We start from the raw sequence: 16421 nt of genomic DNA on the forward strand, positions 1-16421 counted from the left end.
CCGAGATTGAGCAGCGCAGCATCGTTCAGCTTATCTCGAAAGATTGAACTAATTAGCCGAAAGCTGTACATAACACAATGACCGCATCACAGAATCACATACGATTCCTAATTTAATGACAAAGGATGATTATAGATGACATACGCAATCGAATGTACGAACCTAGTCAAGCAATTCGGCAACTTCCACGCCGTGAATCATATCGATCTTCGCTTCGAGCGCGGACAGATCAGCGCGCTGCTCGGCCCGAACGGTGCGGGTAAGACAACGACAATTTCCATGATCCTCGGGTTGCAAAAGCCGACATCAGGCGAGATTAAGGTGCTTGGTCAGCCCGCAGGAACACGGGAACTGCGCCACAGAGTAGGGGCGCTCATGCAGGATGTGCAAGCTCCTGATGGCTTGAATGTTGCAGAGGTATTGAATCTGTTCCGCAGCTACTATCGCAACCCACTTCCACTGTCCAGACTGCTTGACTTATCAGGTCTGCACGGAGAAGCGAAGCGGCGCGCAACATCGTTATCCGGTGGGCAGCGTCGGAGATTGGCCTTCGCGCAGAGCTTAGCTGGCAATCCAGAGCTTGTCCTGCTTGATGAGCCGACGGTTGGCATGGATGTGGAGGCGCGTGGTCGCTTCTGGGATACGGTTCGTGCGCTGTCGAACGATGGACGGACGGTTGTGCTTACGACGCATGACTTGGAGGAAGCAGATGCAGTGGCGGATCATATCGCGATCATTGCGGCAGGTACAGTGGCGGCCAGCGGAACCTCACTGGAGCTCAAGGCACAGACGGCATTGCGGACAGTGTCCTTCCGTCTCCAAGTCGAACAGCAGGACGAAGCGTTGATGCAGCTTCCGGGTGTTGTGAAGGTCGAACGTGCTTCGGGTCGGGTTCGTCTTCACGTTCGCAATACAGACGAAGTGTTGTCCGTGCTCCTGCAATCCGGATGGGGAGTCAGCGATATTGATATCCAATCCGCTAAGCTCGAGGATGCGTTCCGATCAATAACAAAATCTCATGAGGCTGCACGTACTCAAGCAAGCGTATAGTTGAGGACTGAAAATAAAAGATAGAGGCAGAGAGTGCCTTAATCATCACATATTAGGGGGAACTGATCGATGTTACAAGCACAAATCAAAGCAGAAAGTTTACGAATTATGCGCAGTCCATTCTTCTTGCTGTTCTCACTCGTCATGCCACTCGCTTTCTATTTCTTATTCGCTAGTTTAAATGGCGCATCTAAGTCTATTGAATCGACCACCTATGGCGCCTTCTCACTTATGTCTATGACAGCATTCAGCTTGATCGGAACGGCAATGAGCCAGTTCGGTATTCGCCTTGCCTACGAGCGTCGTGACGGATGGACACGTCTGCTTCGCCTGACACCACTATCTCCGTCGGTATGGATTGGCGCTAAGATCGTATCGCATATGTTGGTTCATTTGCTCGTCATTCTTATCATTTTCCCTGCTGCCTACTTTGCCTATCACATTGAGTTGACTGCTGTACAATGGGTGACATGCGGATTGTGGCTGTGGCTTGGAAGCATTCCATTCCTGGCGATCGGCTCTATTTTAGGAACGATGAAGAGCGCGGATGCCTCCATTGCGGTCGCGAACATTTTGCTCATGGGCTTTGCCATCATGGGAGGCTTGTGGATGCCGCTGAAGACATTGCCAAGCTGGATGCAAGTCATTGGAGAATGGCTGCCATCCTACCGCTATGCACATGGTGCATGGAGTATGCTCGCTGGGGGGAGTCCTGCCCTGCTGGATTGGGTAATTCTTCTGGGCTGTGGCATGATCTTCATGGTAATATCGAGTTATATCTTTAACAGACGGGAAGCGATGTAAGTGAACGTAGTCAAGAAGAGATTATTTCCCGAAAAAGAGGGAGCGGAGCCTTACATCTCCCTCGTCAACTTATGCGTGCCTATTTTTTTCCTGCTGCGTGAGACTCCGACCAAGGTATTGGTGGGGTTCACGCTGCTTCTGTTTCTAGTGATCGCATTTTGGCTGCAGTACCAGCACGAGAAGCAGGCAATGCTGTGGTTGGCTGTTCAGGCTGCAATTATTCTCGTATTTATCCTATTCTATCACCCTATGTATGCTTATATGGTGTTCATGATCGCGCAGATGATAAGCAGGCAGAAGACCTCCATTATTTTAGGAACAGCTGCCGTCATGGCGGTAGGTATCGTAATTGGATTGTCTCAACGCTTGGATACAGTAACCGCATGGTCATCCCTTCATACGCTGCTTCTCCCTCCATTATTCGGTGTGCTCGTCATGCCATTCATCATGCGTGCTGCTGGGCAGTACAAGCAGATGGCGGAACGATTGCAGGCAGCGACCTCACAGCTTGAGCGGATGGCCCAGCAGGAAGAGCGCCAGCGCATTGCACGTGAATTGCATGATACGCTTGGACATACATTGTCTTTGATCACGCTTAAGAGTGAAGTGACAGAAAAGCTGATTACACGTAATCCGGAACGGGCAATTGCTGAAGCGAGGGAAATTCGGGAAACCTCGCGTGCTGCGCTGAAGCAGATGCGTCAACTCGTAACTGAAATGAAGATCGTCAAGCTTGCAGAGGAATATGAGCATGGAAGGCAGCTATGCGCTGCCGCAGGAATTGAGCTGGAATTTCAGGAACGCAGCGAGGGAATTAGCCCTTCAGCAGCAGGCCCAAGCATTGTGAACCGATTGCCGTTATCAGCATTGCAGGAGACGATTCTCGCCATGTGCTTCCGGGAGACCTTAACGAATGTCGTCAGGCACAGCCGGGCGAAGCATTGCTCGGTTCGGGTTGAGGTGGAAGAGGCAAGGGTTCGATTGGAGATTGCAGATGATGGCATCGGAATTGATGAGCACCAGCTTAAGCAATCAAGTGGGACAGGCATGGCCGGACTGAAACAGCGGCTTCAGCTTGTGGACGGGACGCTTGCTATAGAGTCTGGTGCCCACAAGGGAACGGCATTATCGTTAGTCATTCCGCGTGTAATCCGCGATGGGAAGGGGAGAGGTTCATCATGATTCGAGTGATATTAGGAGAGGACCAACAGATGCTGCGAAGTGCACTCGCCACCTTGTTGTCGCTTGAGGATGATATCGAAGTGATTGGACAGGCCGAGAATGGCAGTGTAGCGCTGTCGCTTATAGAGGAACTTCAGCCGGATATCGCGGTATTGGATATTGAGATGCCGCTTATGACGGGGCTGGATGTCGCGGATGCAGTCAAGAAGAAGGGGCTGGACTGTCGGATTATTATGCTGACGACCTTTGCTCGCTCAGGCTATCTCCAGCGTGCAATGGCATCCAGTGTAGGCGGTTATTTACTCAAGGACAGCCCAAGCGACGAATTGTCGGATGCCATTCGCCAGGTATATGCAGGCAAGCGGGTGATGAGTCCCGAATTAACGTTGGCTGCGTGGGAAGACCCTTGTCCGTTATCCCCGAGGGAGAAGGAAGTGCTGTTGCTTGCTGAGAACGGACTGTCCATGCAGGATATTAGCGCCAAATTGTTCTTATCCTATGGGACGGTGCGCAACTATATGTCGGATGCGATTAGCAAAGTAGGAGCGGGTACGCGCATTGAGGCGATTCGAACTGCCAGGGAGAAGGGCTGGCTGGATTAAGAACTGCTGCTGGAATATATGCAGAAGATACTTGATAGAGAATTGTCGGCTCAATTAGCATCCAGAATATAAATGGATAAGTGCTTCATTCTCTCTAAGTGAATATTTAGCTTATTTTCAGTTTCATTTCAGGAATTACGAACATACTATAGCCATCCCTTACATAAGGAGGTGGAACCTATGAAACGCAATTCAACCGTAGCAGCGTGGACGTGCCTAATGCTTCTCTTGATGGCTTCACCTGCAGCAGCGCAAAGCAGAACTGCGCTAGATGCTGCAACAGATAAGAGCAGAGAGCAAGCTGCTGTACGAGTGGTCACTTCATCTCAAGCTGTAGTACAGCCGAATCAGCAGAGCACGGAGACGGATAAGCAATTAGAACAAGTACAGGCACAAATGAAGGAGATTCGTGCAGAGATGAAGCAGCTGCGCGAGAAGAAGATTCAATTGCTCGCTAAGAAACACGGAATTTCGACAGAAGGCAAAAGCAATAAGCAAATTCACCAGGAATTACGCGAGAAATTAGGCATAAAAGGACGACTGTTCCACGAGAAACATCACAATAATGGGAAGCATGTCGAGGATCGTCAGACTCAGCTTCAGCACGAGGAAGAAAAGCATCGAGCAGAGGTGGATGGGCTCACACCAGAAGAGATTAAGGCGAAATTTCAAGAATCGAATGGGTCAGTCAAGTAAATTAGAAGCGTCTATGCGAAAATAGTGAATATCCAGACAAGATATCGGGACATGCGCACAAGCGCATGTCCTTGTGTTGTTTAATGGCGATGAAAATGGTTGAAACTGAAAAAGAAATATTTCGTAAAGATAGATAAAAGTATGAATCGTTGACATGCAGAGATGCATAGGATAAAGAAGCTGAAGTTGAGCGGGGATAAAGGGGATAGCATGAAACAACCCGACGAAAAGGCGCGGGGCGCTTCTCATCGGGTTATGTAGTCGTTCATATCATTATAAGAGTGCAGGAAACTTCCAACCTATTGATTGTCTGTAGCGATAGAAGAAAAGTCATTTTCGCTCATTACGCGACGAGCACCAACATAGCGCTGCTCATAGTAGTCCATGCTAAGGCTGTCGATGCGTGTACCTTTGCTTGTCGAAGCGTGTGCGAATTTGTTGTTGCCTACGTAAATGCCGACATGCGATACACCGTTGCCGCCGCTTGTGTCAAAGAAGACCAGGTCTCCTGGACGAAGCTCGTCTTTGCTAACTTTCTCACCAGAGTCAAATTGCGACGAAGATGTGCGAGGAAGATCAATTTCGAACTTGTTGAACACGTACTTCGTAAATCCGGAGCAGTCAAAGCCTTTCGTTGTTGTACCACCATACTTGTACGAAATGCCAAGCAAACCTTCAATCGTGTTGTCCATTTTGGATGCTGCGAATGTGCTGCCTGCACTGAACGAAGTAAACAGAACGCTCAGTCCGAGCACCGCTGTAACTAGCTTCTTCTTCAAAGGGAAAGCTCCTTCCGTGCCTGCGAGGTTAGCTGGAGGGTTCGGTTGAAGGACCCCTATGATCCCTGTGTTACAAGATCAATTCACCCGTAAAAACTGGTTCCCCCGCTTTCCGGTCCGCCCGGAAACTCGGCATTCTGGTTTTAGGATTATGTATTGCTGCGTGCGATAGTAACAATTTTGCAAGAGTTAGTGCCGCTTTCATGACAAAGTTGTAATAAATCTAGATTTATTGTAACAGACGGAAATTCCTTTGACAAATATTTTTTGTCCTTGACACGAAAAAAACTTGTCATATCAGCGTTTTTTTCGCTGATAGACAAGTTTTTTAATTCATTTTGTTAGGTTACGCTGCTTCAATATCATCGTAACCCTTTGTAACTTTGTAACTCTGTAACTAAATTGCGTTCAATCAGAACCCTCATTATTTCATCTGTTGCTCTGCTTCCTGCCAGACAGCGTGGCGTGCAGACAATCCCCACATTTTAAGTATAGTCATAATGGCAGGCAATGCCTGTTGAATAATGAGTGCGGTAATTCCGGTGAACACGGCCGCCGCGGTTGTGGACAATATGCCTACGCCAATGGTGATACCAATAAAGAGAAGTGACAATCCTAGAATGGGAAGCAAGCGACGAGTTCCGGCTGTCACAGATCGAATTAATGGTGTTTCTGAGGCAGCGCCGAAGTTAAGGAATAAGAACAATTGATGAACAAGCCAGCCGCCAATGAACCAAGCGATTACGAACGGTGCCACTGCCACGAGTAAGGAAGATAGAGAAGCCGATGTGGACAGGGCATGCGCCGCATAAGGAACGAACCATATAGCTGGTGCGATAATGAGCAGTGTCTCGAGTAGATAGAGGACAAGCATTGGCTTCCAAGCGAGCTTGATCCCTTGGAAGAAGGCAAGCCCCTGCTGCTTGGGCCGTGACATAGCATGGAATACACCCGCGTGAATGAAGGGGGTAAGCAGCATGTGGACGGCAACGAATCCGAGGATAGCCCATAAGTAAGGGAAATAGTCATTCGTCTTCATTAGATAGAACTGGCTTTCGGTCAGAAAGAGCTGCCTGCTCATCTCGGTAGGTGCTGGATCTGGGTAACGGCGCAGGATAGGTGTTACCACTCCATCGACGAAGCGATAGAGGAAGAACCCCCATAACAGTTGGTACAAGAATAGAATGACCCATATATAGATGTGCTCTTTGCACCAATTCCAGCCTGAACGCACATAAGCCTTCACACTATCACCACCCCAAAATGTTCGTAACAGCTTCGATTACCTTGATGACGGATAAATTAACTCGTGTACGGACAGGTTCATCGACATGAGCACGCATATAATTATTGATGTGCTTGTTCTCAACGACAATCGAATATAGAGGATCAACCATGACCCAGCTGAGCGGCGCTTTATGGGTGACGGTATATTGAATGCGGTCTCCCTCTCCATTCCATCCCTTGCGAGTCGTCGTGCCATCCGAGAACCCGAATACGATCGGAATGGATGGATAATTGGCACCGAGCTTGCGGATATGGACAGTCGCTTCATATTGGGTAGACCCATTCGATTCAATCGTACGTGAATCAATGTTCTCCACGGCGAAGTCTGCCATCATGCCGTTGTACACATATTGTTGGAAGAAATCATTCCACTTGCGGTTAGTTACCTGCTCAACGACTCGCTGAAAGTCTGATGTAGTTGGGTACTTAAAACGGTACTTCTGCGTATAAGTTCTCATAATGCGGCTCATCATTTTTTCCCCGACCTGCTTCTCGATTGCAAGCAGCACCAGCTTGGCACGCATGTACACATTTTCTGCGTAATGATTTTGATTTTTGTAGCGCCATGCATTCAGCTTCAGTGGAGCCGGATCTGTGATGTAGCTGGCTTGTATTGCGTTATTTGGAAGTACTCCGAATTCTTGCTCCATCAGCTTGTCTTCTGCATAGGAAGTGAACCCTTCATCGAGCCATGCTTCCTCGAATTCGTTTGAGGCGAGAAGTCCATAAAAGTATTGATGTCCAATCTCATGAACGACGGTACGTTCTAAATCGTAACCTGGACTCTCATCTTCTGCACCGAATGCTGTAATCAAGGTCGGGTATTCCATTCCTCCAGCTCCGTTGCCCAATTTAGGAGGCACGATAATGGACAAGGTAGAGTACGGGTATTTGCCGTACCATTCGCTGAACTTGGACAGAGCCGTCTTCGCAGCGTAGAAATAACGCTCCTTCAAATCTTTATGCTTCGGGTCTAAATATAACTTGATACGAACCCCTGGTACTTGGCTAGAAGAGAACGGCTCTTCAAAATAGACAAAGTTTGGAGATGCGGCCCACGCGAAATCATGAACATCATCCGCATAGAATTGATAAAATTTCTTTCTGTCTGCTATCGTAGGGGTTTTCGTTGGAAAGCCTGTAGCGCCTACGATGTAATTGTCGGGTACTTGAATGCGTACACTGTAAATGCCGTAATTGGAGTAAAATTCGGAATTACCGTGATATTGGTGCAGATCCCAGCCTTCTGATGCCCGGCCGCGTACCCCTGCCTTTTCATAGGCAGCAATCTTAGGGAACCATTGGCCAGCCATCACGAAATTATCGGCGTATCCCATACGTGCAAATATTTTCGGCAGTTTTACTTCAAAATCCATGCGAAGTGTGACTTTCTCTTGACTTCGTACTGGCTTGGTAAGACGCAGCTTCAGAAGCGTCTCATCCTTCGCGTTTCCGTCATCTGGCTGAATGTACTGTACCCGGTTCATCAGGGACATACCGTCAACCGTGGATAACGATTTTAGCGTCATGCTGCCATATCCATCCGCAGGGAACTTGTCTTCCCGCAATTTTCCGCCAGACTCCTTCATGAAGGTGGTATCGGGCGAACGGAAAGCGTTCGGATACATGTGGAAGAACAGTTCATTGACAGTCGATCTCCCAGGATTGGTCCAAGTTACGGTTTGCTTGCCGATAAGGGTATGTGTAGACTCATCCAGTTTAACTTCAATATGGTATTCGGCAATACGCTCACTCAGTACCTCCGCATTGGGGGTCTCCACGGCTTGCTGCGTAATGGGTTCCTGAACCGCCTGCTTGTTCACCTCGGGTCCAAGGGACGGAACGGATCCAGACGGCCAGAACCGAACGAGGAGGAAGCTGCAGGCGGCTAGGAACAAGGCAGTGAATAGAAGCCGGCGATATACATTGCTTCGGATCATACGTTTTTACCTCCCGTTGACAAGCATCTACAGCATGTATATGTTGGCTTTTTGCAGATTATTAGCTAAAATGAAAATGATTTTGAGTACGTGGTAAGGAAGGAGCGCATGACGAAATGGAATCTTCAGATAAGAAAGTAAAGAAGCCGCTGGCATTGAACGTAATGAGCAGTGGTAAGCATAAAGGATTTGGTTCGGGTAGTATCGATCTGAACAACGTGTCGCCCGTCATCATCGATGAAGGAACGGCGTACATCGATCTAGGCGCGATGCATGCGAAGAGTAAGGTGGAGCGTGGAATTAAGTTCTCTACGAATAAAGAGGATGTTCCGAATGGCCGCCAATGCTGGATCGTATGGGTGGCAGTCGATCGTTCTGCGGAAGGTGCGTTCTACGGCGGCTTGGCTGCTTGTGAAATGCTGATCGACACGGAGGCAAAGCGCGGCTGGAAGATGCTCGCAGACCACGTCAATCGGATGGACTATGCAATGAAGCGCCGCGTGCTCGTCGAAGAGCTGAATACAGAAGACAAGGCAGCGCTGCGTGAGCTGCTTATGACGCACAATGCTGAGTGGTGGGAGCGTACGCCAGAAGAAGTGAAGGCACAGCTTGCCTAGCATAATCATTTACATCTAAAGAAGGCCGCTATTCCGATCTCGTGATCGGTGCAGCGGCCTTCTATTATTATAGAGATGAGTTCACTCATTACAACAAGGTGACTTAGACGCGATATACAGGCATCTTCTTCACCTGTGCGACTCCTGTTTCGATCGCAACCTGAGCAATCGCAGATGCAACGCTAGGCACGACACGCTTATCGAGCGGGTTCGGGATAATATACGTCGGGCTGAGCTCTGCATCGGTAACGATAGCCGCAATACCGCGGGCTGCCGCCAGCTTCATATCATCCGTAATATCTATAGCACGAACATCGAGTGCGCCGCGGAAGATGCCAGGGAAAGCGAGCAGGTTGTTCACTTGGTTCGGGAAGTCCGAACGACCTGTACATACTACTGCCGCTCCAGCAGCAAGCGCTTCGTCCGGGAAGATCTCCGGCGTTGGATTCGCCATTGCAAATACGATCGGCTTCACATTCATGGAGCGCACATGCTCCTGCGTCAGCACCTTCGGTGCGGATACCCCGATGAATACATCTGCTCCGCGTACAACATCGGTCAGCGTACCGCGTAGATGTCCGCGATTCGTTACCTTCGCCATGTCTGCCTGCGCAGGATTCATCCATTCCTCGCCTTCGCATACTACGCCCTTCAGATCCACTAGGGCAACATGCTGAATGCCTGCCTTCAACAGCAGCTTCGCTATGGCAATGCCTGCAGAGCCGGCGCCATTGATGACAACGCGTACGTCCTCCATCTGCTTATCTACCACTTTCAGTGCATTGATTAACGCAGAGAGCAGCACGATAGCAGTGCCATGCTGATCGTCATGGAAGACGGGGATATTCGTTTCTTCCTTTAAGCGCCGTTCAATTTCGAAGCAGCGTGGTGCCGATATGTCCTCCAGATTAATACCGGAGAAGGTAGGCTCCATATTTTTGACGATGTTCACGATCTCATCTACACTTTGCGTGGATAGACAGATTGGGAAGGCATCGACATTGCCGAACTGCTTGAAGAGCATGCACTTGCCCTCCATGACCGGCATAGCCGCATAGGGGCCGATGTCGCCGAGGCCGAGAACGGCCGAACCGTCTGTCACAACGGCAATCATGTTGCCACGTGACGTATACTCGTTGGCAGCATTCGCATCATTTGCAATCAGGCGGCATGATTCAGCCACCCCTGGTGTATATACAAGGCTCAGATCCTCTGGGGATGTCACCTCAATTTTGCTAGTCACTTCAATCTTGCCGTGCAGCTTCTTATGAAGTTGCAACGACTCTTCTTTGATGTCCAGTGCGACTGGCATACTACAATCAGCTCCCTGTTTATCATTCCAAGGAGACTCGCTGCTGAACATAAGCCCCGCAAGCCCCATGCTACCATTGTGCTACGTTAGTGGGGAAAAGGGAAATACGTTCCGCATATAAGCTAATAAATTTTATTTATAGTAACGAAATGGAAGTTATGTCCTCTGTTATTTATCCGTTCGGCGTTATGCTTCTTGAAGTGGGAGCTGGCGCATGCACTCGATCATGCTGAGGCAGTCTTGCGACAGATGATGTCCTTCCTTCCAGCATAAATAAATATAGAAGTACAACGGATCCTCAAGTGGTATGGCTACAAGACCAGGCATATTTTTGACCGCCATAGAGACGATTAGGGAAATGCCTGCCCCACTGGCTACCATCGACTTAACGGTTTGAATTTCATCTGATTCAAATACAATATTCGGCTTGAATCCGTATGTTCCACAAGCGAGCATCAGTTGTTCATGATGTACATAAGCTTCCGTCAGCACGATAAAATGTTCATGCTTGAGTTCAGCAATGGATATGGACTCTCGAGTCGCGAGTGGGTGAGTGTCAGGCACACACACGTTTAAGTGATCCTCATAGAGCAGCACAGAATGGAGATCGGAGATTGGTTCTTGATCTGCCTGTCCGATAATGCCTAAATCCAGCTTACCCTCTTGCAGCAGCTCTGTTGTAATGCGAGAACCGTACTCGGTTACTTTAAATTGCACATGCGGATACCGCTTCCTTATGTAAGCGAACATGGAAGGGAACAGATAGGCTCCGATAATTGGCGGCAAGCCAAAATGAATGTTGGAGCTGTTATAATTACGAACTTCTACAATAGCTTCATCAATTTCAGACAAAATGTTATCGACTCTGGCTAGAAATAACGCCCCCTGCGGCGTGACATGCACAGCCTTCTCTTTCTTATTGCGTTCGAGCAATTGCACACCTAGAAATTCCTCCAGCCGATTTACAGCGGCTGTAATGCAAGGCTGGGACACATACAGCTGTTCAGCTGCTTTTGTAAAGCTATGCTGTTCAGTAACGGCCTTGAAATATTCAAGTTCCCGCAAATTCATGATGCTTGGTTCCCTCCGATATGATAATCCGATGCGAGTCCTATTCTACAAGAAACGAAGACGTTCTTCGATGGATAAAGATTACAAAAGAATGAACTTAGGTATAACCATTGTACATCAAGATGATCCTAAGGGAAGCAAGTAGGGGTTGGGCAGGGTATCCAGCTGTCCCTTTACCGATATTCTAAAATGTGGTAATATATATGAATAACATGTTCTTCGGACTGAAGAACAGGAACAGGAGGTGAGGTAGGAGATGAATTTCAATACGCCGAACATTCGTATTAGCCAACTTCCAATGGCAATGTTTGGAATTACTCATGATGTAGTTCTCAACGGGATACGTGTGTCCATTTTTACTAATACGAATACGACAATACGGCGTGAAGACTCTCCTGCCTTAACCTGATCGGATTTAGGTTTATTTAGGGCTGTAGGGATTTTTCCCTGCAGCCTTTTTTTGTTCCAGACCGGGAGGCAGCGTCTTGCTCACGCCCCGAGGGGGATATCGACATGATCATTAGCCTATGGCATGTGAAAAAATATTACGGAGCAAACTTGGTGCTCTCAGATGTGTCATTTGAAGTAAAAGACGGAGAAAAGGTTGGACTGATTGGCCGCAATGGAACGGGGAAGACAACAATTTTGCAGATGCTAAGCGGGACATCCACACCGGATCAAGGGGATCTGTTTATCCGCAAAGGCGCGACAATTGGATTGCTCGATCAGGTACCTTCTGCCCATGAATCCGCTTCTGTATATGATGTATTGGCTGAGAGTTATGCGGAAGTGCGCCGCCTAGAGCAAGAAATGAAGCAGGTGGAAGTGACCATGTCCGACCCTGCTATCTCTGCAGATGAGAAGAAACTGAACCATATTCTGCAGCAGTATGGACAGATGATGGAGCAATTCGAGCGGGCAGGCGGCTATGAAATGGAGGCCTCGATTCGGCGGATCAGTGCAGGACTCGGGATCGCGGAAGAGCAATATAGCCGCCCCTTCTCCTCGTTATCTGGGGGAGAGAAGACGAAGGTCGGCCTGGCAGCGCTGCTGCTGAGGCAGCCTGACATTCTGCTGCTTGATGAACCAACGAATCATTTGGATATGGCGGCCATCGAATGGCTGGAATCCTTCCTGCTGGCTTATTCGGGAGCGGTAATGATTGTCTCGCATGATCGTTATTTCCTGGATCGAGTTGCAGGCAAAATGATTGAGATCGAAGATGGGGAAGCGTTCATTTATCATACGAACTATTCCGGCTATCAGAAGGAGAAGGAAGAACGGCTGCTGCAGCAATTCGCTAGCTATCAAGAGCAGCAGAAGAAGATTAAGAAGATGCAGGATACAATTAAGCAGCTGATCGAATGGGGGAATCGTGCGAATCCGCCGAATCCAGGATTTCATCGCCGGGCAGCATCGATGCAGAAGGCGCTCGATCGTATGGAGAAGCTCAAGCGTCCGATATTGGAGCGGAAGACGATGGATTTGAAGCTGAAGCAGGAGGATCGTTCTGGCAAGCAAGTGCTCGTGCTGGATGGGGTTACGAAGGCATATGGGGAGCGCAAGCTGCTTAGCGGGGTGAACGGGCTTCTGCTGTACGGCGAGCGTACAGCATTGCTTGGCAGCAATGGTGCTGGGAAGAGTACCTTGATGAAGATGCTGCTTGGCCAGGTTGATCCAGATGGCGGAGATCTCCGAGTCGGTTCGCGTGTGGAGGTTGGCTATTTGGCGCAGGAGGAAGCTCCGCCTTCCGAAAATAAGACGGTTCTTCGATATTTCTGTGAGGAAGTGGCCATGGAAGAGGGAGAGGCTAGGGGAGAACTGGCTAGATTCCTGTTCTATGGAGCGGATGTGTTCAAGCGAATTGCGCAGCTGTCAGGAGGAGAATGGAGCAGACTTCGATTGGCTCTGCTCATGTACCGGAAGCTGAATTTGCTCCTGCTCGATGAACCAACCAACCATTTGGATATCGACTCCAGAGAAGCATTGGAGGAAGCGTTGGAGAACTTTCCAGGTACACTTCTAGTTATCTCGCATGATCGTTATTTCATTAATCGGGTTGTAAGCAAGCTGTGGGTGCTGGAGCAGGCAAGATTGTCTGTGCATATTGGGAACTATGATGAATGCCGGGAGAAGCTGCAGACCTGGATGGATCACTCACGACAGCTGGGGGCGGTGTCTACTGGTGCACATACGGATGTGAACACGGTAGAGAGGAAGTCGCAGCAGCAAGATTCGAAGGCAAGCGATCCTGCTAAGAGACATGCAGATGACGTGCTTCCGAAGCAAGTGACGCGGAAGGGACAGACTGCACCCCAATGGGAGCGGGACATTGCGCTAGTAGAGGAGCAGCTGCGACAACTGGACGAGGAGATGGCTGCCTTGTCCATGCAGACCGATCAGGAGGTAGATTGGACGCTGTTGATGGCCAAGCAGCAAGAACTGCGGCAGCAACTCGAAGAGTTGTATGCTGGGTGGCTATCTATGGAGGAATAGTGGATTTGCCTAGAAATCAACAAACAATGGAATCCGCCGTTCTGCAGGGTCAATAACAATGGAATCAGGCCCCACTAAAAATAGAAAGACGCTTCCCAAACCACTGGATTCGTGGGAAGGGAAGCGTCTTTTTTTCATACGTGTTCCTATCGAAATAGGTCATCAAATTGCTGGGACTCTGGGACAGCCTCGTTTCACATAGATACCGTTCCTTAATCCCCCCACCAGCGCTTCAAGTGCTGCCACCACGAACGTTTCTCAAGCTCTTTCGTTGGTCGCTTCTCTTCGTATTTCCTCTGGTCTGTCGGGGATTGAACATGAAGATCGCACCAAGCGGTGGGCTCGGTTCCACTTACGAATGTCTCCAGGCGTTTATTCGGGCAGTTATCTCCTGCGAGCTTCCCAGTATCCGGATCAATATAGACGCTAACTACATTGTCCGGAACGGCAAATATTTTAGGTGGGACGTTGGACAATGCCTGTTCGGTATATTCAGCGAATATAGGCGCTGCCTTATGAGATTCCGTAACGGATATCATTCTGTCCTTGTCATAGCCGACCCAGACGGCAGTTGAGAGTTCCGGCGTATATCCGACGATCCAAGCGTCCGTATCCGTCGTTCCTGTCTTGCCGGCGACAGGGCGTTTCATGCTGGTCGCTACGCGGCTGCCTGTTCCACCGGTTTCGAATACGCTCTCCATCAGGCTGGTGAGCACATACGCATCTGCTGGATTGACTACCTGCTCTTGTTGAATCGGTGGAGCCTCGTATAGGACACTGCCGCCGCTGTCGGTGACCTTTAAGACGGAGCGGGGGATCACACGCTTGCCTTGATTACTGAACACACCGTATGCGGCCGCCATCTCCAGCGGACTTACTGGGAATGTACCTAGCGCAAGAGAGGGGAGTGGCTTCATGTCACTGTCGATGCCAAGCCGCCGCGCAAGGGAGATCACCTGCTCAGGGCCAATCTGCATAATGGTACTTACCGCATAAATATTGTCTGACACAGCAATGGCGCGGCGCAGATCGATCTCGCCATAATATTTACCGCCATAATTACTTGGCTTATATTGCTGTCTGCCATTGTCATACGTGAATGAAGTCGGCTGACTGACGAAGTGAGTCGCCGCTGTGATGGCTCGCTTCTCGAGTGCTGTTAGATAGACCAGCGGCTTGAAGGATGATCCAGGCTGGCGCGTGTTGGCGAATACACGATTATATTGATTTAGCCGATAATTCTTGCCGCCAACCATCGCCTTCAAATAGCCGTTGCGTGGATCGATCGAGATAAGAGCAGCCTGCAAATCCCCTTCTGCAGGAATATACTTGGCGACAGCCTGCTCTGCTGCCGCCTGAGCCCGTTTATCCAGTGTTGTATATACACGCAGACCCCCAGCCTCGATTGCTTGATCGGAAATGCCGAGTGAATCGAGCTCCTGCCGGACATAATCTCGGAAATAGGGGGCGACAAGCAACTCGCTTCGCTCCTCCCTCGGTCGAATGGCCAGCGTTTCATTGTAGGCTTGCTGTGCCTGCTCTTGGGTGATGTATCCGGTCTCCACCATGCCCTGAAGCACAACCTTTTGTCTGTCCTTCGCATTTTTCATATTGAAATAGGGAGAATAATAGCTTGGGCCGCGTGGAATGCCTGCAAGAATTGCACTCTCTGCCAGCGTCAGGTCACGAGCCTTCTTGCCAAGGTAGAGCTGAGCGGCGGCCTCGATACCGTATGCGCCATGGCCGTAATATACCTGATTCAAATACTGCTCCAAAATATCGTCCTTGCTGTATTTCATCTCCAGTTGAAGTGCATATTGCGCTTCCTTCACCTTGCGAGCCCATGTCCGATCGTGGTTGAGATACAGGTTGCGGGCAAGTTGCTGTGTCAAGGTGCTGGCGCCTTGTTTTTTGGACATTGATTCGATATTGACAAGCATTGCGCGAGCAATTCCTTTGAAGTCGATCCCGACATGACGGTAGAATTGCCGATCCTCTGTGGCAATGGTTGCATGAATGACGTCTGGAGCGATATCGGTCAGCGTAACCGGATGCTGCTGCTTCTGCCCGCTTGTTAGTGATGTAAGTTCCGCCCCCTGGCTGTCATAAATGAAGGAGGGCTTCTGCATATCAGACACAGGCAGATCCGTCATATATAGATACCCGAGCAGGATGCCGCAAGCACCTAGAAGGAGCGCGATTGAACCGCCAATGATTTTCAGCCATAGCCGCCACCCGCGCTTCCGCTTTTTCTCAGTCTTTTTGCCGCTTAACCGCTGCATGGCAGCGCCTCCTGTTCGACCGTCATCAGGCCATTTTGTGGTTACCATTCAGTATGGAAAAAGAGGAGGAAGGTTATTCCTTTTTGCTAGAATAAATTCACCGTTCACAAACTGTAAAAGGGTTGAAAACTATGAAAAACAGAATATTCTAGAGCATTTGTCAAAATTTCAATAATCCAGTGATAAAGCAGCTTTCAGAGCTCTAATAGCTCTGAAAATTGTGCAAATATTCAACTTGACTTCGGAAAATGATTGCATTTTGGGGGGGAACCGATATAATACTTTGTGTTTGGTGCAAAATGG

14 protein-coding genes and 1 riboswitch are annotated in these 16421 nt (G+C 49.2%); of the genes, 8 read left to right on the forward strand and 6 right to left on the reverse strand.

Going from position 1 to position 16421, the window contains the following annotated elements; genetic code table 11:
* The first annotated feature begins 135 nt into the window (after positions 1–135).
* The 5 genes from RQP50_RS27990 (at position 136) to RQP50_RS28010 (ending at position 4334) form a co-directional block, all read left to right on the forward strand.
* Positions 136–1050, forward strand: coding sequence for an ABC transporter ATP-binding protein (locus RQP50_RS27990; RefSeq protein ID WP_072731828.1), 915 nt, complete (start codon positions 136–138; stop codon positions 1048–1050).
* Positions 1051–1119: 69 nt separating this feature from the next.
* Entirely contained in the window at positions 1120–1854 is a 735-nt protein-coding gene (locus RQP50_RS27995; protein ID WP_072731829.1) for an ABC transporter permease, read from the forward strand.
* Positions 1855–3036 carry a sensor histidine kinase gene (locus RQP50_RS28000; RefSeq protein WP_315747410.1) on the forward strand — a complete coding sequence of 394 codons (1182 nt, stop codon included), beginning with the start codon at positions 1855–1857 and terminating at the stop codon, positions 3034–3036.
* Complete coding sequence (locus RQP50_RS28005) at positions 3033–3638, forward strand: response regulator transcription factor (protein WP_065292500.1); 606 nt, start codon at positions 3033–3035, stop codon at positions 3636–3638. Before RQP50_RS28000 ends, RQP50_RS28005 begins: the two co-directional genes overlap by 4 nt.
* A gap of 180 nt (positions 3639–3818) precedes the next feature.
* Positions 3819–4334 carry a serine protease gene (locus RQP50_RS28010; protein WP_315747411.1) on the forward strand — a complete coding sequence of 172 codons (516 nt, stop codon included), beginning with the start codon at positions 3819–3821 and terminating at the stop codon, positions 4332–4334.
* 299 nt (positions 4335–4633) lie between these two features.
* Here the strand turns inward: RQP50_RS28010 and RQP50_RS28015 are convergent, their stop codons facing one another.
* The 3 genes from RQP50_RS28015 to RQP50_RS28025 form a co-directional block, all read right to left on the reverse strand.
* Positions 4634–5113 (reverse strand): C40 family peptidase, encoded by a 480-nt coding sequence (locus RQP50_RS28015; protein WP_072731834.1) that lies wholly within the window; start codon positions 5111–5113, stop codon positions 4634–4636.
* Between the two features lie 3 nt (positions 5114–5116).
* Positions 5117–5258: riboswitch (cyclic di-AMP (ydaO/yuaA leader) on the reverse strand.
* A gap of 279 nt (positions 5259–5537) precedes the next feature.
* Positions 5538–6359 (reverse strand): hypothetical protein, encoded by an 822-nt coding sequence (locus tag RQP50_RS28020; RefSeq protein WP_021253456.1) that lies wholly within the window; start codon positions 6357–6359, stop codon positions 5538–5540.
* Positions 6360–6363: 4 nt separating this feature from the next.
* Positions 6364–8340, reverse strand: coding sequence for a M1 family metallopeptidase (locus tag RQP50_RS28025; protein WP_315747412.1), 1977 nt, complete (start codon positions 8338–8340; stop codon positions 6364–6366).
* Between the two features lie 116 nt (positions 8341–8456).
* Here RQP50_RS28025 and RQP50_RS28030 point away from each other — a divergent pair, with 116 nt between their 5' ends.
* The gene (locus tag RQP50_RS28030) at positions 8457–8957 is read left to right on the forward strand and encodes a YwhD family protein (RefSeq protein ID WP_021259752.1); all 501 of its coding nucleotides are present in this window, start codon (positions 8457–8459) and stop codon (positions 8955–8957) included.
* 103 nt (positions 8958–9060) lie between these two features.
* Here the strand turns inward: RQP50_RS28030 and RQP50_RS28035 are convergent, their stop codons facing one another.
* Positions 9061–10269, reverse strand: coding sequence for an NAD(P)-dependent malic enzyme (locus RQP50_RS28035; RefSeq protein WP_021253453.1), 1209 nt, complete (start codon positions 10267–10269; stop codon positions 9061–9063).
* A 186-nt stretch (positions 10270–10455) separates the two neighbouring features.
* Complete coding sequence (locus RQP50_RS28040; RefSeq protein WP_021253452.1) at positions 10456–11340, reverse strand: LysR family transcriptional regulator; 885 nt, start codon at positions 11338–11340, stop codon at positions 10456–10458.
* Positions 11341–11596: 256 nt separating this feature from the next.
* Here RQP50_RS28040 and RQP50_RS29425 point away from each other — a divergent pair, with 256 nt between their 5' ends.
* Positions 11597–11749 carry an RAxF-45 family protein gene (locus tag RQP50_RS29425; RefSeq protein WP_394358445.1) on the forward strand — a complete coding sequence of 51 codons (153 nt, stop codon included), beginning with the start codon at positions 11597–11599 and terminating at the stop codon, positions 11747–11749.
* Positions 11750–11853: 104 nt separating this feature from the next.
* A complete protein-coding gene (gene abc-f, locus RQP50_RS28045) occupies positions 11854–13836 on the forward strand; it encodes a ribosomal protection-like ABC-F family protein (RefSeq protein ID WP_315747414.1) in 1983 nt (660 codons plus the stop codon).
* A 212-nt stretch (positions 13837–14048) separates the two neighbouring features.
* On the opposite strand, the gene RQP50_RS28050 is transcribed toward abc-f, so the two are convergent.
* Positions 14049–16118 (reverse strand): transglycosylase domain-containing protein, encoded by a 2070-nt coding sequence (locus RQP50_RS28050; protein ID WP_315747415.1) that lies wholly within the window; start codon positions 16116–16118, stop codon positions 14049–14051.
* Positions 16119–16421: the final 303 nt, after the last annotated feature.

It is taken from the genome of Paenibacillus suaedae, assembly GCF_032337355.1.
Lineage (GTDB): Bacteria > Bacillota > Bacilli > Paenibacillales > Paenibacillaceae > Paenibacillus_B > Paenibacillus_B suaedae.